The following is a 19,563-nucleotide window of genomic DNA, read 5'->3' as shown; positions in this document are numbered from 1 at the left end:
GACGAAGTACCGCGCCACGGACGAGGGGACACGTGAACTGTCCCGCTGGGCCGGGGAGATCACGCCGCCAGCGCCCGTCGTGGCGAACGAGATCTTAGCCAAGGTCGTCGTGGCGATCCTCTCGGGCGGCGACCCGGCCGCGTACCTGAGCGCCCAGCGCGCCGCCCACATGGAGCGGATGCGGGAGCTCACCGCAGTCAAGGCCGCCAAGGGCGCGGACCTGGCGACCGTGCTCTCCGCGGACTACGCCCTCAACCACCTCGACGCCGACCTCCGATGGGTGAACACCACAACGGCCTGGCTCACCGCCCTGACCGCGGAGGTCGACACAGCAGGAGCTTGGAACAATCGAGCACCGGCTCTTCTCGCACATCGCCATGAGCTGGCTTGGTCGCCGCTGACCAACCATGAAGCCATCGTCCATTCGAGCGTCACCGGAGCAACCATCGACCACCCGGAGATGGCAGCCCTGCCACTGACCTGTTATGCCTTCCAGGGCGACTGGACTATGCCCTGCACTCCCAGCCAGCCTGGCCTATCCCGGCGCGAATCCCGCAGACACCGACGCCGGCGATAGGACCGGACTCTGCTGTCCGGGCCCGTACTGACTGGGATGTCCACTGAGCTGGACGACCTGACCCAGACCCTGGCACCGGACGGCGACAGCGGACGCAGCACCTACAGCTCGCCTTCCCGGACCAGGTCCTAGCCCACTCACCTGCGCTACAACCTGGCCGCGTCCTCGGCGAGACCAACACTTCCGAAGCCGCGACGGCGGTACCAAACCAGGGCACTTCCTCCTCCGGGCAGCGGCTCCTACGAAAACCCAGGCAAGAACTACAACGCGCCGGCTCTGCTGCCCTCGTGGGACCACCTGAGTGCGAAACCCTGTCCGACAGCCTCATCGCCCACGCACTACACCGCGAAGACGCAGTCATACAAGCCGCTTCCCCGGACTTATGTCCTCAACAGTGGCCGTTCACGCTCGGCGACATTTGAGGGTATTCGCCATGTGATGCATGCTCGCCCGCCCACTTCCTTGCGCATCCTCACGGCGAAGCTCTAACTCGACGACCCACCGACGCCGTGCGCCTCAGCTCAATCCCCAGACCGGTTGCCTTGCTACGGCCTCACGTCTCTCCGTCAGCCGAGTAGGCCCTGAGATGGCTCAATTTCAGCCAGATCGGTAGCGAGCTGCAAGGTCCACCGACAGGGACGCCTGCACATTGGATGTCGACATCCAAGCGGGCGGATAAATCGGACACCGAAAGCGTTATCTGTACGAAACAAGGAACGGGAAGGCTTGCTTCCGGCTCATTCTCCCAGGGTCGACACGATGATGACACCGTGAGGTTGACACAAAATCGTCACTACTCGGTTGAGGTTCATTGACATCTTTTACACGTCTCACATAACCTCCTGAGCGCTCAATGCCTTGGACTGGAGTTCGAAGCAAAGAGTGAGGAGCCACACAAGAGGGGGAACGGCCTCCGGCAAAATTGCGCCATCCCCTCATTCCCGCGACCAGAGAAAGGTTAGGATGAAACAGAAGGCATTCAGAACCAATGTGGCCAAGGCCGTCAGTATCGGCATTCTCGGACTCGCTGCCATCGGTTTGAACGCACCGACTGCCACAGCAAGCGGAAGCAGCGGCAAGGTGAACAACTGCTGGTCCGGTTGGGGCAGCACCAGCTTCTGGGGAAAGTGTGAAAGGGCCGCTGTGGCCGGCGACTACCAGGTCCACGCTGACTGCAATAACGAGCCGGACATCTGGACCGGCTGGTACTACCTGTACAAGGGTTACATCGGGCAATGGACCACCGGCGCCTGCATATTCAAGGTGAACAGCGGCAAGGTGCTCTACACCAACTAGGCAAAAAGGCGCAACCCGCAATTCAGGAACCGCTGACTATAGGCGGGTGCCACTGCCAAGGGTTCACTGGCACCCGCCCTAGTTGAACAGAACATGATATCTCCGGCAGCAGTAGGGATTATGAAGGTCTACTGGATTGAGGTAAGACGCTCTCCACTGGTCTGGTGCCTTCCTTTATTGCTTCTCGTTGAGTTCGCATCTGTCTTCGGACGTAGCCAGTGGTGGATCGGCGTCTGGCCTCAAGCCAGCGCGGCGGCTCAGATACCAGCCATATTCTTCGCTCCAGCCTTTTCAGCCGCAGCCGCATGGTCCGTAAACAGGAGCCTTAGAACTGGCATGCTAGAGCAGAGAAGAAACTCAGCTCAGCCCTTGTGGAAGTTGGACCTGATCCACTTCCTCGCCACGTTGACTCATGGTATAGCCGTATATACTATCGGAATAGTAGCGGCAGCCCTAGTCACCTTTCCTGACGCCGGCCGCGGATTCCTGTGGCCAAGCTACCTACTGTTGGGGGCCGCCACGATAACGGCCTGTGCTGCCGTCGGACACATAGTAGGACGGCTGACTAATTCACCTTTTGCGGCACCTGTTATTTGTGGCTTGGCCACCTTTGTTGGGCTCGGAAGCCTGGGAAAATCACTGGGCCTATTCGTCCTTTCAGGCTCTCCGGCTTACGAAGTACCCTCAAAGGCCCTGGCGCCACGCATTGTGTTGGCTGCCGTTCTCGTCGCGATCGCCGTGTTAGCGCCCTCCTTGTTCAAGCCCACGACGCTTTGGTCACCCAAAGGGGATCAACGCCTAGTAATCGGCATGGGGTTTGTCGGAGCCGTAATAACAACTATGGTGCTCATTTCGATGTCAGGCCCCATCCAAGCCCCAAGATCGGCGTCCGTCGACCCACTCTGCTCGCAAGGGGCACCAAAGGTCTGCGTATGGCCGGAAGATAAAAAGTACTTAAACGAGCTGGCCGCAATGGCACAAAGGTTAGACGAAATCCCCCAAGACTGGATAACCGTTCCCCGCGCCATGTATGAGCGCGGGCTACGCAAACCTTCAGAAAAGACAGCGAACGACTTTGAGGTCCTCGAAGGGAATTTCTGGTTCGTCTCGCCCAATATGGCCGGATCTGTCATGGAGTTGTCACTCCACGTCCAGTGCCCTGAGGACGAAGCAGTAGGCTTGGCTATACGAGAGCTTGAGGCATGGCTTGAGGTTCGGGCCAACAACAACCAGCCAAGGCGCGGCATATACGGTGGCCCACCGGGCGTAGACTACAACATGCTCTCCCGGGTTGCGGCTGCCACTGAAGCAGAGCAAAAGACCTGGGTGGATAACAGGCTCCGAGCCACCCGAAAGACTTCTTGTGACTAGTGCAATTAGCCCCGAAAAGGCATATCTGGCCACTCATAGAGTACGCGCCCTAGGGCTGGCTATTGCCCTGGCGGTCGTAGCTAATTCTCTATTTGGCGCTGCACAGATGAGCCTTCCATCAGCGTGGGGCGTCGTCGACATCCCCTTTCGCCGTGTCGTGCCAGTGATCTACGCGTCACTTATCGTGGGGAGCCTGCACAGCGCCATGGCTATGTTCGAGGCTATGGGCGGCGATTCACTTCATCGCATGACTAAACGGTACTTGGCAGTGACGGCAATACTAGTAACCGCTGTCGTTGGCGCTTCTGAGCTTATCTTCTACAGTCAAGAGTCAGCCATGCGGTCAGTCCGGTCGCTACTTGTCTGGATTGGCATTGCCCTCATATCGGGCCGGCTCCTAGGTTGGAAGCTGTCCTGGGTTCTTCCAGTTTCTACGATCTTTCCCCTCATCTATTATGGATCTGGTCCTTTGGGTCACGTCTACTGGTGGGACTGGACTTCTCGCCCTCCTGGAGATATGCCTAGTTGGGGATTGGTCCCACTTAGCCTGGGGATAGGCATCTCTGCTCTGCAGTACACACGTTGGCACGGCTACCGACTTCGCCACTTCGCTAGGCCACGCACCTCGACTAAATTCCCTGTTTCTCGCAATCGTTAAGAGATCCTCTGTCTTAAGTCACTGAAAAATTTTCGATGAGGTTGTAGCTGAATGCGCCTCATGTGAATTAAGCTCTTCGGTGGGGGGACTCAATTACGCACCAAGCGCTGGTTCGCATGAAATAGAATGCGTGAACGGCCTAGATGTGCACCTCCCATTCTCCGGTCGAATCCCAGAAGGAAGGTTAACAGTGGAGAACATCAAGACTCCGGTACTGAGGCGCATCTCCTCAAAAATCGGAGGGGCCGTGGCCATCGGAGCCCTGGCCTCGATGGCAGTACTTACGGCGTCTCCCATGGCGAACGCGGCTAACGAGCCGAACTGGACGAATGGATGCAGAGGGTACTGGTACACCACATCCTTCCATGGCTACTGCTCGTCCGTGACCCGAGCTGGTGACTTCCAGCTGTTTGGCGGCTGCAACAACGAGCCTAACTACTACGGCAAGTGGATAGAGCTCTCCAGAGGGTACAGTGGAAAGTTCGATGCGGACGAATGCACCTTCAAGGTAAATTCCGCCTCGGTCTTCTACTCCAACTAGCTCGGATGGTGTAGAAAGAGCGGTAGTCAGCGGCGTCCTCGGCCCGAAGGTCGGGGGCGCCTACTCTCTGTTGGATGGAGACGGTAGTGGAGATCGTTGCCCGGGCGTCTGGTCTGGTTCAGGGCTATGGTCAGCGCCCTGTCATCGACGGGCTTGATATCGAAATCTCCACGGGGGTTCTGGGATTACTGGGGCCCAATGGAGCGGGCAAGACCACGTTGCTTCGAACCCTGGCTTCAGTGGCACCCCCCGTCGCCGGCAGAATTGAAGTACTCGGCCAATCCGTGGAGTCCGAGTCCACTGCACGACGCGTGCGCCGTGATATTGGCTACCTTCCTCAGGACTTCGGTTACTACCCCAACTTCTCGGTGTATGACTTCGTCCGCTACTGTGCATGGCTTCGCGAGGTACCTAAGAAAGAAGCAGACGCAGCAACTCGCCATGCCGTAGCTTCGGTAGGCCTTGAGAAGCAATCAAAGGCAAAGATGAAGTCCCTTTCTGGCGGGATGCTCAGGCGTGCAGGAATCGCCACTGCAATCGTGGGATCGCCGAAGCTGGTATTGCTCGATGAGCCCACGGTGGGCCTCGACCCGGCACAGCGCCTTGAATTCAGAGGACTCATCCGCTCTCTGCAGGACACGGCTATCGTACTCAGTACTCACCTGGTAGAGGACGTAGCAGCGATCTGCGACGACACCGCGGTAATGAGTGATGGCCGTTTCCTGTTTCGCGGTGTTCCTGACGAACTCGTCGCACTAGCCAATCCCGACGCTCCTGGCGACAGCGCATTGGAACGCGGGTACATGACCGTTCTGAACTCGAACGGGATGCCGGTAGCGTGAAAATCTATCTCATTGAACTTCGCCGCTCGCCATTGCTCCTCTGCCTCCCCCTTTTGGTCCTAGTTGACCTAGCAGCCGTCTTTGGGAGGAGCCATTATTGGATCGGAGTGTGGCCACAGGCCAGTGCAGCCGCTCAGATTCCCGCAATCTTCTTCGCTCCAGCCTTTGCTGGAGCAGCAGCATGGGCCGTTAGTAGGTCACTGCAGCGGGGCGTGTGGGAGCAGCGTTATGCCGCAGCTCGTACAAGCTGGCATATGGAGGCTGTGCAGTTCGCAGCGACGCTCACATATGGGTTGCTGGCCTACACCCTTGGTGCGGTTGCCGCTGCGATTGTGAGCGTACCAACGGCCGGCCCTGGGTTTCTGTGGCCTAGTTATCTTCTTCTAGGATTTTCTGTCATTACGCTTTGTGCCGCATTAGGCCATCTGGTGGGACGTTGGTCGCGCTCGATCTTTATGGCTCCCGTGATCTGCGCCCTCGGTTGTTTCGTCGCTATCGGGGCAATTGGCAGCCCGAGAGGTTTGGGTCTGTTTGTTCTTTCGGGTGAACCTAATGTCGTAGTCAATACCTGGCCACTGGTAGCTCGCATTTCTCTGGCCACCGCTTTGCTGTTTGCGGCAATCGTTCTCCCTGATCGCCAGAAGCGTCAGCGGTTTCGCTGGCCACAGACGTTCGGCGCCAGAGTTGCCGCGAGTTGCGCAGGTTTTGCAGTTTTGGTTGCCTTCAGTTCTCTGATCTTTGCTGGGCCCATCCGCGTGGACCGGGCGGCTACAGATAGTCCTCTCTGCTCGACGAGTAGTCCACGCGTGTGTATCTGGCCCGAAGATCGAAAGTATCTTCCAGAACTCACGGCTATGGCCGAGCGACTGGATGCTGTTCCTCAGAAGTGGCTGAACTTGCCGGACACCTTCTATCAAAGCGGGTTGCGCCCTGACCCCCGCTATATCCCTATCGATTTTTCATTCTCCGAAGGGCAACTGTGGTTTGCTGCACCGAACTTCGCCGGTGTTGTGATTCAGCGTTCGATCACAGACAAGTGTGAAGAGCGGTCGCGGGTATCTGCGCAGAAGTACAGCGACGCCATCCTGCAACTTGACTTGTGGCTAGAGTTCCGCCTAATGGGGTCAAGCAAGTTGAGCATCAACAGTACTCTGAGTGACGCTCAACTCTCTGAACCGCAGCGGATTGTTCAAGCTTCGGAAGGCGAACAAGCGAGTTGGGTTGATAAGCAGCTGAAGGTCATTCATAACCTTCCATGCCAGTAGGCTCAGGCCGCCTTCCCGATGCGACGGTTTGCGTTCCCGCAACTTCCATTGCCTGATCTTCACTTGTAAGGTTTCGAAGGGTTAGCCACCCTCAACAGGAGGCAATCTCCTTGTCTGACGTCTCCAACAAGCAGGTGCGACTTAGTTATAGTAAGTGGCTGATGATAGCTGCCTGTCTTACGGTCGCAGCTATCATGCAGCAGATCTTGCTAATTGTGGGGCTTGGAGGGTGGCTTCCCGGCTGGCAACCGTGGCCCTTCCTGTTGCCTGCGGCCATTGCTTGGGCACTCGCGTGGCGCGACTTAGCGACCCCGGACATCCATATTCGACCATGGGTTCGTATCCGTGCCAGTATCCTTCGCGTTCCACCACCACTCTACGCCTTCGGTGTATTGGTGGTAGCAACGTGCGTTTGGTGGGCTCTTCAAGATAAAGAGCCGTACATGGGGCATGAAGAAGCCGTCTATGCAAATAAGGCTCGCTCTTGGCTTGATGGAAGCCCTGATGCCGGATGGGGGATATATCGCCCTGTCGGTCTTCCCTTTCTGGGAGCGATAGCGCTTGCCATTCACCATGATGTTGGGGCGCTGCGAGCAGTTGCGTTGCTACTCAGCCTCTTCACCCTTCTGACTATCTACGTGGTGTGTAGTTGCTGGTCCACTCCTCGGCGGGCTGTAGTAACGACCGTAGTCATATTGAGTGGACTTGGTTTCCTGCGCCGCATGCCAGAATTCCTGAATGACATCGGCGCTACGGGATTGCTTCTGATATTCGTTTTCCTGCTTGCGAGGGCACAGGAAAAGCCGAAATCTCGCGCACTGCTTGCGGCTCCATTCATTGCTCTCGCTGCATTCTACTTGCGATATGGGATCGTTGGAAATCTTCTTGCCATATCTGTAGCTGCAGCATTTTCATATGGCATTCGGTCCTGGATAGCGCAAGGATGGCGGATGGCCATTGCGGTCGTCGTGCTACTGGCAGGACTGGTCCCTCATTTTGTTTACGCGGCGAAAGTTTCCGGGTGGCCTTTAGGTATAGTACTTTCGGCGACTTCTCAAGCTAACCGTTCATACGTCGGGGACGGATTGGTTTACTACCTCGCCATATTTCCGTACCGTTTGGCTGGCGACCTTGGAGCGGTCATCATGATCTGTGGCCTCTTCACTGCAGGCGCCGCTACGAAGTTGCTCATACGGAAACGAGCTAGTTCCTCTAATGGGCCTTCCATTGAGGATCGCCGGCGAGTATTCCTTGGCGCTACTGCTGTACTGATTTTTGTGATACTCGGCCTTGCCACGGATGGGGAGCCCAGGTTTGTCTTTCTATCGGTTGTTTTGCTCTCATTTCTAGGCGTGCAGCGGCTCGCTGACATTTCCAAACAGCTGGCTGACATTCCTCTTACTTTCACAGCTGCCGTTTCGCTGCTCACGATTCTTGGGACTTCACAGGTTGTGGCCTACGGGGCAATACCTGGCCCGACAAAATTGAGTGAGTCCACCGTTCCGGTCGCCCAGCAGATGTCCAGCGCTGATCCATGCTTGCTGGTCTCGGGATATGAGCCTGAAATGGGCTGGTATTCCGGTTGCGATGCCGTCACCTATGCACAGTACAGGGAAATGGCATCTAGATCCGACGTGAGGGTGAGTCTGGTGCTATTCGAGCGCGGACGACTTCAACCAGGACCGGCGAGCCTTAGCGCATTGATAGATGGTCGAGACACTACGATTGTTCGCATCCCGACCAAGGGGTCTCTGGGTACAGCCACTGTGATTACCTTGTCTGAGTGAGGCCGCCGCACTTCTCCCTCAGCTTGTTTATTTATGGTCTGACTGGCCACGTTCGGCGATGGACTCAGGTCGCCTGGCCGTTTTGCCCATGTCGTTGCGGGCGGCGGGACGCCAGTTCTTCGAGGGAGTGGCCTGCCGGGGCCGGACGGTTGAGTTTCGGCGCACGGGCCGGACAGGCCAGGTCCGGTCGCAGGTTTCTGAACCCCCGGCGAATCGTGCGGGGGTGAGCGGCTGGACTCGACCGGCTTCTCACATGGACGGCGCAGATCCGCGACCAGCGGCCGGGCGGGACGGAGTTGATGGACCGCAGATGATCAGATAGGTCCACCGATCAGCCGCCTGGGGCTTTGCAAAGGCGGACAGGCGGCAGGGCCCGCCAGCCTCCGCAGTCGGCGGCCTTACCCGGGCGAGGCCGGCACGCATCAGGCGCAAACGGCAGGTCGGCCGTACCAGAGTATGCCGCCTGGTCGGGGCGGCCATATACGGAACTGCGACTTCCGGAGAGCATGCGGTACTGCACGGAGAGCTCGCCGCGTCACAGCTATGCCGATACCAGTGATGCGTCACTTGCAGGAACACCGAAGCCGAACCGCATCATGCGGGTCGGCTTCGGCTGTGCGCGCTGGCCATCGGTGTCAGAACGGCGGCTCGTCGGCGTAGCTTCCGCCGCCCCACCCTTCGGTTGTAGTGGGCGGAAGAAGTGGAGTGTCCAGCGCGTCATTTCACCGGTTACGCAGGTTGCCGGTGTGTGTTCGGGTCCTCACTGAACCCGCCTGTCCACCGCCCGGCGTCCGGCGCATGCCCCATCACCGGGTTCTATCGCCTCTCATCGACCCAACGACGGACTTGACCTCTCCCGCGAACTCACCAGCATCACACCCACGGTCCGTAAGACGCCCCCCGCGAGTGCCCCGACGCAAGCCTCCAGCGCACGTCCCCTGAGTTCGGACAGATCCGCCACTCCTCTACGATGCCGGTCGCCGTCAGACGCGTCAGCGCGCTGTGGAACCCCTGATCGTGCAGACCACAGTCGCGGATGATCCGGTCGCATTCACTCAGCCCTTCTCCCGAAGACGGATGACTGTGCGCCGCGAGGTACACGCGCAGCAGCCACAGCCGGTGCTCGGCCTCCCCCGTGCGGGCAGGGCGTCCGGTGCGCAGTGCCCAGTCGGCGGCGCGCCGTCGGTCGGGGCGGGCGGGTGACTGGGCGAGCAGCGCGGCATCCCGAAGCTTCGCAGCGACCCCGCCGGCTCCGGGGCCGTTCACCACGTTCAGCCACCGTGCCCGCTCCAACTCGTAGCAGGTCTCCCTGGCGTCGATACGTAGACCGCGCAGCAACCCTGCGGGGAGTTGGACCTGCATATACACGTTCATGCGCAGCGCGCACTGCAGGGCGAGGAGCCTCGCCCCGGCCGAGACTTCAGCGGGCAGGGCCGCGGCCAGATAGCTGAGGATCTCGCTCACGCGGACGCGTTCTCCCGGTCCCCTGGGTCGCCGGGAGTGACGCGGTCGCGCGGAGGGCGGGTGCGCCGGTACGGCAAGCATGGTGTCGGGCACGATGGCGGCCTGGGCGGTGGCCGCGGCGCAGGCGCCGCAGGCGTCAGCGAGGCGCCAGATGCGTCCGCCGCGTTCGCAGGCTAGGAGCAGGCGGATGGGGCCGGCGCACCCGCGGTGGCGGCGGTGCCAGCGGCATCCGCGTTCATGGCACTGGCAGATGCGCAGGTGGTGCGCCCGGAGATCGCCGCGGGCGTGCCGGGCGAGGTGGGCGAGGGCCGCCGAGCGGGCGGACTCCGCGGTGACCCGCTGGCCGTCCTGGGGACAGTGCTGGCAGACGAGGACGATCCCGCCGGTCTGGCATCTCAATTCCACCGTCCAGGTCCGCGGCGCCTGTGGACACACGGTGCGCAGCTTCATGAGCGTATGTCCTTCCCTTCCTTGTCCGGCGCCAGCCCTCCCGCGTCGTACGGCGGGGACGGCCGACACCGTAGTGCAGACCCCTGCCCTGCTGTCGGTGGAGCCACTGAGGCAAATAGGGCAGAGGTCTGCACTGACAGGGCAGGGGTCTGCACCGTCGGATGGTCGGGTGACGATCTTGCCGCCCGATCCGGACCTCAACGCGCTCCGGCTGGAGCTGGGGCGCCTGCGGGCTGAACGCGGGTGGAGTTACGACGAGCTCGCCGCCCGCAGCGGCCTGGCCAGGCGCACCGTGATCGAGATCGAGCAGGGCCGCACCATCGGCACCCTCAAGACGTGGCACGCCCTCGCACACGCCCTGGACACACCGTTCGACGACCTCTTCGCCACCCTTTGCCACGAGCACGACCTGCCCGGGGCGGACGCCAGCTCCGACATCTGATCCGGGCCGCCAGCACCGGCGGCGATTCACCCCATCCGGCAACGCCATATCGAATGCGCGAGCAGTCGTTCGCACTCCTGTCGCCCCGTTCTGCTCTACCTGGGGGACCATCCGGGCCGGGTACCGCCGGTGCGGCGTGTCGGCTGGCAGGTTCGCCCGCATGTGCTCCTCACCTTCTCCTTCTCCATGGTGCTGGGACGGCAGTCGAGCGAGCGCGCGTCGGCGGCGGTCCCTGCGTATCAATCCCGACAGCGCCAGCCGGCTGCTGCGTTGCGGCCAGGCTGCCTCCTGCCGCGCGTGCGGCAATCCGGTCGAGTGGTACCTGCGCGCCGACGACCGCCCGGTGCAGCTGCATCCGCACGAAGTGCCTGCGGCCCGGGTGCCAGAGTCCTGCCGCTGGCACGTCAGCCGCGGTATCGCCCATCCCGCAGGTGACGGGAGCGGCTGGTGCCGGCTTGCGCACGCGCTGCTGTGCCCCGGCCGCCCGGCGCCGCCTGCCGCGCCACAGCTGTCCGGGCTACGCCGGTCTCTCGCCCTGCGCACACGCCGTCTGATCGACGCCGGAGGCCTCGCTCCGCCAGGCGCGCCAGCCAGCAGTCCGCAGCCGGGCCAGGCCGTCTGCCAACCGGCTCGGCCTGTCGCGCAGCTGCTGTTCGTCCGTTACCTGGCCTCCCGCCCCGTCGACGAAATCCAGTGCGTCGCCCAGACGCTGCGCCGTGGCCGCTGCACCGCCAAGGTTCTCGGCCCCAGCTCTCTGCACGGTGTGTGGGCCCTGGTGCCAGTGAGCGCCCCCCAAGGCCAGCTCGCCCTGCCGTCGGATGTCATGGCCGTCTACAGCCTGTCCGCATTGCCCTACCAGGAACAGCTGCGGTGGCGTGCCCAGCGGTGTGACCAGCATGCCGCCGCCCCTGCGGCGGGTGACCTCGCCGTTGCGGACTGGGAGCCCTTCGATCCGCTTCGGCACCACGAACACATCCGCACCCGCCTGCCCTCACACGGACGTCGTCCCGGCGGCCCCGCTCCACGGCAGGCCCAGTCGTGACGCATCAGTACGCCGTCGAGGTCGTCCTGACCCGGCCCGCCTCCGCGCGGGAGCTTCACCGCGCCCGCTGCTGCGTGACGTTCGCCGCAAACGCGGACCGCACCCGGTTGATGACGGTGCAGAGCGGCAAGAGCGCGGGCCGCGCCTTGCACCGGCTGCGGCGTCGGCTGGACTCGGCCCTGCCGATCGACGTGCTCAGCACGCACTACCCCGACCGCCACGGCCGGGTCCTGCTCAACGTCGTCCTCAGCCGCCGCGCCAACGCACAGATTCGCCAGGAGGCGGCCACCAGCGGTGCGCGCGCCGGGGAAGTCCTGAGCGAGCGGATCACCGTCGGCCTTGCGCGAGAGCAGCGCGAGCGGCACCAGCGTCTCGAGTCGCGGCTGCGCAGCCTGCTCACCCACCACACCCCGGAAGAAGTCCTAGCCTGCGCCGCAGCCCGTCTTTTCCAGGCGCGCCCGCCCGGGTGAACCATCCGTCGTTTCCCGGCATCCCCATCATCAGATGCCCTGGGTCTGGCCGTTTCCATCCCACGGAGTCCAGTTGCACACTCCCACCCCCGAACAGGTCCACGCGGCGGACTCCTTCCGCTCCGGCCAGCACCTCGCGCTGCAGGCCGGAGCCGGAACAGGGAAGACCAGCACGCTGTGCCTGCTCGCCGCCAGCACTAAACGCCGAGGCCGTTACCTGGCCTTCAACAAGGACATCGCGCGCGACGCCGCGGCCCGCTTCCCGTCCACGGTGCAGTGCCGCACCGCCCACGCTACCGCCTTCGCCGCACTCGGCCACCGCTACGCCGACCGGCTCAACAGCCCCCGCCAGCCGGCTTGGAAGATCGGCCAGGCCCTCGGCATCCTGCGCTCCCTGCGGATCGCCGATTACGAGATCAGTCAGAGAACCCTGTCCCACAACGTGCTGCGCACCATCACCCGCTTCTGCCACTCAGCCGACGCCACTCTGACGCACCACCACGTGCCGCGTGTGCGGGGCCTCGACAGACCCGCAGACCACCGGCAGTTCGCCGAGCTCGTGCTCCCCTTCGCGGCCAAGGCGTGGGCAGACCTGCAACGCCCCGACCACGGCATCGTCCGCTTCGAGCACGACCACTACCTCAAGATGTGGGCGCTGACCGGCCCGAAGATCGAAGCCGACTTCCTCTTCCTCGACGAGGCCCAGGACACCAATCCAGTTCTGGAGCGAGTGTTCATCGCCCAGCGAGACCACGCTCAGCTCGTCATGGTCGGCGACTCGGCACAGGCCATCTACGGCTGGCGGGGCGCAACCGACGTGATGACCGGCTTTGACGCCGAGCAGCTGACCCTCACCCGCTCGTTCCGGTTCGGGCCGCAGATCGCCGACGAGGCCAACCGGTGGCTCGCACTCGCCGACGCCCCCATCCGCCTGACGGGGACCACCAGCATTCCCGCTGAGGTGAGCAGCGTCGAGCACCCCGACGCGGTGCTGTGCCGAACCAACATCGGCGCGATGACGGAGGTCATGCACTTGCTCGGCGAAGGACACCGCGTCGCCCTCACACGCGGAGGCCAGCAGTTGGCACAACTCGCTCTCGCTGCCCGTGATCTGAAGGAAGGACGCCGCACTCACCACCCCGAACTCGTGCTGTTCGCGTCCTGGGGCGACCTGCAGGACTACACCGCCTACGATCCGGCCGGCCGCGACCTACAGCCCTTCGTCGACCTCGTCGACACCCACGGCCCCGACGCCATCCTCGCCGCTGTGTCGCAACTCGCCGAGGAGACGCACGCCGACGTCACCGTCTCCACCGCCCACAAGGCCAAAGGCCGCGAATGGCCGGCGGTGAGGATCGGCAAGGACTTTCCCAAGCCGAAGGACACCGATCCCGGCGCTCCGGCAGCCAGCCAGCCCCCTGAAGTGAGCGATTTGGACGCCCGTCTCGCCTACGTCGCCATCACTCGTGCCCGCAATCGACTCGACCTCGGCGGCCTGGCATGGACTGCATCCGCCCAGCAGGTAGAAGGCGGATGATCCCGCATAGAGACCGACTGGCAGCGCGGTGCCTCAGGCCGCCTGCCGGGCTCAGCCTGCCCAGCCGATATCGATCACTTCGATGCCACCGAGGAAGGCGGTGATCCACACCCACGAGCGAGGACCGAAGATCAGCGTGGCGCGCCAGCCGCCGGGCTGCGGCCATTCACCCGGTCGCAGAAGCGCGGCGGCGATTGTCTCCATCACCTCCTTGCGCCCCTCCGGTGGCAGCTCATCTAGGGCGTCCTCCACCCGGACCGCCAGGTCGACCTCGTACGGCACTGCGCACCCCCGTGCTCGTGATCAGGGAGGTCCATACCGTACGAGCCGGGGGGCTTGGTCACGTGCAGTCCTGTGGATAACCACTCCGCGTACAGGTCAGAGCGCTCTCACAGCTTGTCGGGCCCCGAAGACGGAACCCCGTGCCACCGCCCGGTCCGCAATCGCAACGGTCAGAAGGAGCGGGGCTTGACGCTGAATCGTTCGACGAGGCCCTGGGCGAGGAGCCGGTGGGCGGTGAACTGTTCGGCCACCGCTTTAGGATCACTCCAGTTATCCGCGTCAGCGAGCGCGAGCGTCGCCTTGCGCAGCGCCTCACCCAGCTTCGTCATCATGTCCTCGGTGACGATGCGGGTGCCGGGCGGGGCGACGGCGTTGTTCTCCGGGGTGTTGACGCGGTGCAGCAGTACCGGGGTGGCAGTGCAGGTCTGGTCATAGGTTTGCTGGAACCAGCTCATGGAGTGAGCCAGCTGCGCGACGTCACTACGCCAGATCTTGTCAGAGGTGGCCCCTGACTTGGCTTCCAGAACCAAGTACCTCAACTCCCCGATCGCCCACAGGACGTCCGGCCCGTTGCCGGTCGTGCGCTCCGGTCGCTGGGCCTCGAATCCGAGGTGATACCCAAGGCGTTCCAGGGCCCGCTCGAAGATGGGGACTCGCTTCGGGTTCGGGTGGTACGTGAGTTCGTCGAGTAGGACGTCGATGCCCACCAGGAGCTCGTTGCGGTCGCTGTACTTCTCGGCCAGGTAGGCGGCTGCGAGTGCCGCCTGGGTGTCGGTGGCCTTGATCCGGGTGGCCTTGACGCCGTCGATCGGTCGCAGCAGCTCAGGATTGTGCACCAGCGCCTTGACCAGGGTCTGCTGGGCCCTGGGCTCGTCAGTGAAATGCTGATAGGCAGCGAGTTGTTCCTGGAGGAACCCGCGCTCGGCCGGGTCAGTGGCCGCGGCAACCGCCTCGCTCATATGGGTAACGGCCTGCGAATACTGGCCGAGCGCGGCTTGGTCGAAGGCCCTACGCGCGGGCGCGGCGACCTTGGAGATGGTGCTCTGAGGGTAGGTGACCTCGGCCAGGGCGGTGCGGGCGGCGGAGACCCAGCCCGGGTCACGGCCCAAGACCTGCGCGATCACGCCTTCGATCTGCTCGAGCTGCTGTCCGGCCAGATGCGAGGCGATCTTGCGGGAGAACTCGATCTGGGCGACGGTGGCAGGGCTGAACCGGGCCCGGTACCGGGGTGAGGCGATCAGCTGCGACAGGTGCGGTCCCATAAGCAGGACGACGCAGTGGTCATTGACGGAACGCACTCCGCGGCCCATACCCTGCTCGATGCGCTGCAACTGCCGGTTCACCATCGCATCGGAATCGCCGACGACGATCGCCTCGCGGCGGGTGAGGCCGCCATAAGCCTGCGGCAGACCGTCCAGGACCAGTACTTCGCATGCTGTGCGGGGCAGGTCGATCCCGTCGTACTTGTTGATCAGCACGACCAAACCGACATGCCGACTGCGCAGTTCCTTGACCGCGGACCCGATCTGCTCGGAGTCCGCAGCGGTGATCTTCGCGTACGGCCCCCATGCGGCGGCCTTGCGGTGGGAGGGCACCAGGACTACGACGTTGACCCGCTCGGCGAGCTTCGCGGCCATCGCCCGCACAGCCGCGTCGGTGACCGACGGGTTGATGTCCTGGGGGGCGAGGATGAGGCGATCCCCGAGATAGCCGGCGCTCGCCGGGGTGATCGGAGTCCCCACGGTGGCCGGGTCGGCCGCGAAGTCGGTGACCAAGATGCTGTCGTCGGCCAGAGTCGCGGTCAGGTGGACCCGGCGCCTCGCCCGCGCGAAGCTGGCAATCTTGCCGATCGGCGGGTACGGCGGTTGGACTTCCAGCCCCTCTCCGGTGAAGACGGCTCGGCAGACAGGCAGTACATCCTTGACCAGGGGCCAGGACCACTGAAGGTCCTCATCGTCCCGCAAACCGTTCAGAATCGCGCTGACGTCACTGATGCGGCGGGTCCAGGCCCAGAACGGTACCTGCGCGACCGCCGAGGGGTCCTGCGTTGTCAGGCCCAGGTAGGTGATCTCCGACTGCTGGAGCAGGTCATCGGTGAACAGCTCCAACAGTGCGGTGAACGCCTCGGCATGCCGGGCTCTCGACAGCGACAGGGTGAACTTCTCTCGCACGGTCGCCAGCGCCGCGTGCGCGTCGTCGACGACGATCGTGCCGACGTCGGTGACAGGGCGTCCGTCCCCCTGGAGCCCGAAGACGCTCTTGCCGTTGACGAACCGGTGTAGGCTGAGCACGCAGATCGCCTCACCGCTCGCGAAGCGGGTGGACTTGGGATCCGAGGTCACCTCCAGCCCGAGGTCCACGGCCTGCTCCATCGCCTGCGAGGCGAGATAGGGGTCCGGGGCCAGATACAGCACCGGGCCGGCGCTCTCGTTCAGACTCGACTGACAGATCAGAAGCCCCACCAGAGTCTTGCCGCCGCCCGTATTGAGCTTGACGACCAGGTCCTTCTCCGAGCGCCGGTCGTACCACGCCTGGAGTACCTGTCCCTGCGGGTCACGCAGGAACTCGTACTGGGCAGCACGCCCGGGCAGCGCGTCAAAAAGCACCCGGGGGTCGGTGGGCGTCGGGGCGGAACCCGATCCGAAGGAAGAGAAGTCGATCACCATATGAGCCCCCTGAGGAATCCGGCGCTAACGGGGCCTCCCACCCCCGGGGCGCCACCGCGACAGACAGTAGCGAAGAGAACAGCGTGTTCACATCTGGGTTGCACCAGGTCCCTGGCTGCGATACGTGGGATCCGATCCAGCGGGCCGCCGACCAGTTCGGCCCAGCTCCGGCCGGGCTGCGGCACCGGCGGCCCCCAGCCCGGCGCCCATGCATCCGGCGGCGTAGCAGCTGCGCGTCATCCTGATGCATTCCTTCTGCCTGGTCGCTGGCACTCACAGCCAGGATCAGTTGGCGGCGGATCGTTCCATGGTTCACCCACCCGCCGGTAGTCCGGCGATTATCGTGTCGGACCGGCTCACCGTCGATCCGCAGCACGCCCCGGCTGCGAACGCCAACGTCTACCTCGCCTCGACCGAGACCATCGAACAGGTCGCCGGTGACGTCTCCATCGTTTGGCGCGATCTACTTACCAGCGCGGCAGGAATCCAGGCAGAGCAGACACTGCGACAGCACGTTCGATCGGTGATGACGGAACACGGGTGTCTTCCCACTCAGGTCATTGACCGTCTCACCCAGAACAGGATTCGTCCGGGCGCCTGAGAGGAAGCCACGGCCGTCCCCGCGAGACGGAGGACCAGATCACGGGGCGGCCGACTGAGAGGCGTGTCCTGAGCCGGCGCGGCCTCCCCGAAGCGGGACGAGTTCCTGGCAGCGAACTCCTCCCGGCGGACGCTGACGCGGTCTGGAGGGCCCTCGTGGTGGGGGGTGACGAGATGGCCCTGTACGAGCACCTCCAAGCTTAAAAGGCCGAGGCGGGCCCGGTCCCGGCCACCCCCGAAGACCCTCGTCGAGAAAACGGTGGAGCGACGGCCAGCTCAGGATGCCTCGGCGTCCGCAGTCGTCTCACTTGAGATGCTCGCGGAGATGCGGCGGCGCATCGTGGCAAGGTCGTCGCGAGTGGCGCTGGGGGCCATGGCGCGGCGCGGACCGACCAGCCTGGTGGATGATGACCCATCAGCGCACCAACAAGGGGGGGCAAGGCGATGAGAAATTTCGACGGCGCGATGCAGTTCCTCAAGGCCCGGCTTCGCGAGGACGAGAAGGCTGCTCGCGCAGTGAAGCCCGGCAAGAGCCAGGACCTGAAAACGTTGCAGGCCCGCGTCCTCGCCGACGTCGAGGCCAAGCGCCAGCTCGTGGCGTGGGTGGAGGGCAACTTTGGGACGGCATTGAAGGCGGAAGCGGATGCCAGGAGCCTACCCGTCTTGAAGAAGGGGGCCGTGCACTTGATCGCTGCTGTTCCCGAGTTTCTCCGTAGTCCGGTGATCGAGAGACTCGTTTGGGCATACGCCGACCACCCCGATTACGACCCTGAGTGGGGATTGATCGAGTACGTGCACGAGAACGAGCGCGGTGGGGACAAGCTCAGCACCCGCTGACTAGGAGACATCGCTTTGACTTTGGGGAGCGCCAGAAGGCGTACCGCGGGCCCACATGCTCGGCGGGCAGGGGGCCTAGAGTGCGCCGAGATCCTTAACCTGAGGCTCTGCTGATGCTCCGCCGTGTGAAGACAGACCTCGCGCAGGCGGCTCAGCGCGGATAAAGACGTTGTCGTAAAAGGTCATGACGCTGTCAGGATCCGCTCGTATCTTCAGTCCATGACCGTCACTGCCCGCCGGGAGCTGGTGAGTCCCGCGACCCGCAACGCCTTCCGCGCTCTGGCCACGGACCTCACGCTCCGGATCGTGGCCGAGCTGTGGGAGGATCACGGATTCGCGCCCATCCCGCCTGAACAGTTGAAGTACCAGGACTCAGGTCAGCGGCGGACCGAGTTCATGCTCTATGCCGAAGGCGTGGACTGGTCTGACCCCGACCACGTCCGGCGGGCTCTTCTCGTCTTCGAGGACTTCATCCGTGCCTACCGGGACCCCGGGCAGCAGGACACCCCTACGTGGCTGGAGAACATCCGCGTTCGCCTGGAGAGGGACGGCTTCTCGCTTGACCAGAGCGGCAAGATCTCGTGGGCGGCGCCGCCTGTTCTGGCCCGTGACCTCAGCAACCTGAGCGACCCCTCCGGCATCACGATCGAGTTGGAGCGCATCCGGCGAGACCTGACAACGGACCCGTCAGGTGCGATCGGGGCGGCCAAGCAGCTCATCGAGGCGACTGCGAAAACCGCCCTCCGGGAGTTGGCCATCGAGATCGACAGCAACGCGGCCCTGCCCTCCCTCATCAACACCGTGCAGAAGTCGCTGAAACTCGATGCCGCCTCGGCGCCGGCAGGCCCCGACGGAAGCAAAGCGATCAGGAAGGTCCTGTCCGGCGCGATCAACATCGCCGTCGGCGTGGCCGAGCTGCGCAACCAGGGCTTCGGCAGCGGACACGGCCAGGCGAGCGCCCCGAGCGGCCTAGGGGTCCGCCACGCCCGCCTGACGGTCAACGCCGCCGTGACCTGGTGCGAGCTGATTCTCGACACGCTGGCGGACCCGGCCGCTCCGTGGCGCAAGGTCACCACCTGATCTACGTCCAGATCACCTCGGCCCGCCTCGGCCCGGACATGCCGATCAGGAGCCCCGGGGGGAAACTGGACCTTAGCGTTGCTTCCTTATCCCGCCGTCAGGCCAAGTGTGACCCGATCACTGACCCCTTGGAATAAATCATCTAGCGGGGAGCCTGAGCGATCCGGTCGCGGAGGTGCTGCGCTGCCGTTTGCATTTGCTCGTCAGGACCGCCCTCGGCCAGTTGGGCCAAGATGTCGACGAAGATCTCAGTCCGAAGCCGCACGGCCTCCTTTGAGTTGTCGAGGATCGCGCGGTGGAGGACTTCCCAGAGTTCACTCCTCACCGTGGCTGGGTCGGAGGTGTGGCTAACTGAT

The 19,563-nt window shown here is 63.4% G+C and carries 17 protein-coding genes and 2 pseudogenes; 14 read left to right on the top strand and 5 right to left on the bottom strand.

Annotated elements, in window-relative coordinates; all coding sequences use genetic code 11:
• From GTY47_RS41335 to GTY47_RS30050, 7 genes and pseudogenes are all read left to right on the top strand, one after another.
• A pseudogene (locus GTY47_RS41335) lies at positions 1-334 on the top strand (PadR family transcriptional regulator); the annotation flags it as partial.
• A 1,206-nt stretch (positions 335-1,540) separates the two neighbouring features.
• Complete coding sequence (locus tag GTY47_RS30075) at positions 1,541-1,873, top strand: hypothetical protein (RefSeq protein ID WP_158688446.1); 333 nt, start codon at positions 1,541-1,543, stop codon at positions 1,871-1,873.
• Positions 1,874-1,966: 93 nt separating this feature from the next.
• Positions 1,967-3,244 (top strand): hypothetical protein, encoded by a 1,278-nt coding sequence (locus GTY47_RS30070; protein WP_158688445.1) that lies wholly within the window; start codon positions 1,967-1,969, stop codon positions 3,242-3,244.
• Between the two features lie 848 nt (positions 3,245-4,092).
• Positions 4,093-4,443, top strand: a complete 351-nt coding sequence (locus GTY47_RS30065; RefSeq protein ID WP_158688444.1) for a hypothetical protein — start codon at positions 4,093-4,095, stop codon at positions 4,441-4,443.
• Positions 4,444-4,517: 74 nt separating this feature from the next.
• Entirely contained in the window at positions 4,518-5,285 is a 768-nt protein-coding gene (locus tag GTY47_RS30060) for an ATP-binding cassette domain-containing protein (RefSeq protein WP_050810293.1), read from the top strand.
• A 254-nt stretch (positions 5,286-5,539) separates the two neighbouring features.
• On the top strand, positions 5,540-6,550 hold the full coding sequence (locus tag GTY47_RS30055) for a hypothetical protein (RefSeq protein ID WP_158688443.1): 1,011 nt from the start codon (positions 5,540-5,542) through the stop codon (positions 6,548-6,550).
• 443 nt (positions 6,551-6,993) lie between these two features.
• Positions 6,994-8,337 (top strand): glycosyltransferase, encoded by a 1,344-nt coding sequence (locus GTY47_RS30050; protein ID WP_159399449.1) that lies wholly within the window; start codon positions 6,994-6,996, stop codon positions 8,335-8,337.
• Between the two features lie 27 nt (positions 8,338-8,364).
• On the opposite strand, the pseudogene GTY47_RS41950 reads toward GTY47_RS30050, so the two are convergent.
• Positions 8,365-8,682, bottom strand: a pseudogene (locus GTY47_RS41950) (transposase); the annotation flags it as partial.
• Between the two features lie 528 nt (positions 8,683-9,210).
• Positions 9,211-9,801: a hypothetical protein gene (locus tag GTY47_RS41330; RefSeq protein ID WP_050810296.1), complete on the bottom strand. Its 591-nt coding sequence runs from the start codon at positions 9,799-9,801 to the stop codon at positions 9,211-9,213.
• Between the two features lie 619 nt (positions 9,802-10,420).
• On the opposite strand from GTY47_RS41330, the gene GTY47_RS30035 reads away from it, so the two are divergent.
• From GTY47_RS30035 to GTY47_RS30025, 4 genes are all read left to right on the top strand, one after another.
• On the top strand, positions 10,421-10,693 hold the full coding sequence (locus tag GTY47_RS30035) for a helix-turn-helix transcriptional regulator (protein WP_010044175.1): 273 nt from the start codon (positions 10,421-10,423) through the stop codon (positions 10,691-10,693).
• A gap of 160 nt (positions 10,694-10,853) precedes the next feature.
• Complete coding sequence (locus tag GTY47_RS41325; protein ID WP_078602916.1) at positions 10,854-11,735, top strand: DUF6083 domain-containing protein; 882 nt, start codon at positions 10,854-10,856, stop codon at positions 11,733-11,735.
• Positions 11,732-12,205, top strand: coding sequence for a hypothetical protein (locus GTY47_RS30030; RefSeq protein ID WP_010044163.1), 474 nt, complete (start codon positions 11,732-11,734; stop codon positions 12,203-12,205). Before GTY47_RS41325 ends, GTY47_RS30030 begins: the two co-directional genes overlap by 4 nt.
• A 73-nt stretch (positions 12,206-12,278) precedes the next feature.
• Positions 12,279-13,742, top strand: coding sequence for a UvrD-helicase domain-containing protein (locus tag GTY47_RS30025; protein WP_010044162.1), 1,464 nt, complete (start codon positions 12,279-12,281; stop codon positions 13,740-13,742).
• Positions 13,743-13,793: 51 nt separating this feature from the next.
• Here the strand turns inward: GTY47_RS30025 and GTY47_RS30020 are convergent, their stop codons facing one another.
• Together GTY47_RS30020 and GTY47_RS30015 are read right to left on the bottom strand one after the other, a co-directional pair.
• Positions 13,794-14,024, bottom strand: a complete 231-nt coding sequence (locus GTY47_RS30020) for a hypothetical protein (RefSeq protein WP_010044160.1) — start codon at positions 14,022-14,024, stop codon at positions 13,794-13,796.
• A 170-nt stretch (positions 14,025-14,194) separates the two neighbouring features.
• Positions 14,195-16,690 (bottom strand): DEAD/DEAH box helicase, encoded by a 2,496-nt coding sequence (locus tag GTY47_RS30015; RefSeq protein WP_010044157.1) that lies wholly within the window; start codon positions 16,688-16,690, stop codon positions 14,195-14,197.
• Between the two features lie 307 nt (positions 16,691-16,997).
• On the opposite strand from GTY47_RS30015, the gene GTY47_RS30010 reads away from it, so the two are divergent.
• The 3 genes from GTY47_RS30010 to GTY47_RS30000 all read left to right on the top strand — a co-directional run bounded on the left by GTY47_RS30010 (position 16,998) and on the right by GTY47_RS30000 (position 19,207).
• Entirely contained in the window at positions 16,998-17,291 is a 294-nt protein-coding gene (locus GTY47_RS30010) for a hypothetical protein (RefSeq protein ID WP_029181469.1), read from the top strand.
• Positions 17,292-17,734: 443 nt separating this feature from the next.
• Positions 17,735-18,127 (top strand): DUF6221 family protein, encoded by a 393-nt coding sequence (locus tag GTY47_RS30005; RefSeq protein ID WP_102514825.1) that lies wholly within the window; start codon positions 17,735-17,737, stop codon positions 18,125-18,127.
• Positions 18,128-18,433: 306 nt separating this feature from the next.
• Positions 18,434-19,207: an abortive infection family protein gene (locus GTY47_RS30000; protein ID WP_234025778.1), complete on the top strand. Its 774-nt coding sequence runs from the start codon at positions 18,434-18,436 to the stop codon at positions 19,205-19,207.
• A 142-nt stretch (positions 19,208-19,349) separates the two neighbouring features.
• Here GTY47_RS30000 and GTY47_RS41320 read toward each other — a convergent pair.
• Positions 19,350-19,563, bottom strand: a 214-nt coding sequence (locus GTY47_RS41320; RefSeq protein ID WP_010044148.1) for a hypothetical protein, incomplete at its 5' end; no start/stop codon positions are given.

Origin of the sequence: Streptomyces sp. SID5464, from assembly GCF_009862985.1 — a bacterium.
In the GTDB taxonomy this organism is placed as follows: Bacteria; Actinomycetota; Actinomycetes; order Streptomycetales; family Streptomycetaceae; genus Streptomyces; species Streptomyces chartreusis_D.
This window is presented reverse-complemented; position numbering and strand designations above follow the sequence as displayed.